The 1,020-nt window shown below is 67.0% G+C and carries 1 protein-coding gene; it reads left to right on the forward strand.

From position 1 onward, the window contains the following. Positions 1-1,020 (forward strand): acyl-CoA carboxylase subunit beta (locus tag ACN6LB_RS45830; RefSeq protein ID WP_445031102.1); only part of this gene is annotated, 1,020 nt, incomplete at both ends.

Raw genomic sequence — 1,020 nt, forward strand, 5'->3', positions numbered from 1 at the left:
CGCGGCCTACAGCCCCGCGCTGACGGACTTCGTGTTCATGGTCCGCGAGACCTCGCAGATGTTCATCACCGGCCCGGACGTCGTCAAGGCCGTCACCGGTGAGGAGATCTCCCAGAACGGCCTGGGCGGCGCCGATGTGCACGCCGAGACCTCCGGCGTCGCGCACTTCGCCTACGACGACGAGGAAACCTGCATCGCCGAGGTGCGCTACCTCCTCGCGATGCTCCCGCAGAACAACCGCGAGAACCCGCCCCGCGCGACGAGCGAGGACCCCGTCGACCGCCGTAGCGACGTCCTCCTGGACCTCGTTCCCGCGGACGGCAACCGCCCCTACGACATGACCAAGGTCATCGAGGAGCTCGTCGACGACGGCGACTACCTGGAGGTCCACGAGCGCTGGGCCCGCAACATCATCTGCGCCCTGGCCCGCCTCGACGGCCAGGTGGTCGGCATCGTCGCCAACCAGCCGCAGTCGCTGGCCGGTGTCCTGGACATCGAGGCGTCGGAAAAAGCTGCGCGCTTTGTCCAGATGTGTGACGCTTTCAATATCCCGATCGTCACGCTGCTGGATGTCCCCGGCTTCCTTCCGGGGGTGGACCAGGAGCACGGCGGAATCATCCGGCACGGTGCCAAGCTGCTGTACGCGTACTGCAACGCGACCGTGCCGCGGATCTCGCTGATCCTGCGCAAGGCGTACGGAGGCGCCTACATCGTGATGGACAGCCAGTCCATCGGCGCGGACCTCACCTACGCGTGGCCGACGAACGAGATCGCCGTGATGGGCGCCGAGGGTGCCGCCAACGTCATCTTCCGGCGGCAGATCGCCGACGCCGAGGACTCCGAGGCGATGCGTGTGCGCATGGTCAAGGAGTACAAGGCCGAGCTGATGCACCCCTACTACGCGGCCGAGCGCGGTCTGGTCGATGACGTCATCAACCCCGCCGAGACCCGCGAGGTGCTGATCAAGTCCCTGGCGATGCTCCACACCAAGCACGCCGACCTGCCCTCCCGCAAGAGATC

The sequence above is a fragment of the Streptomyces sp. SAS_270 genome (genome assembly GCF_052543295.1).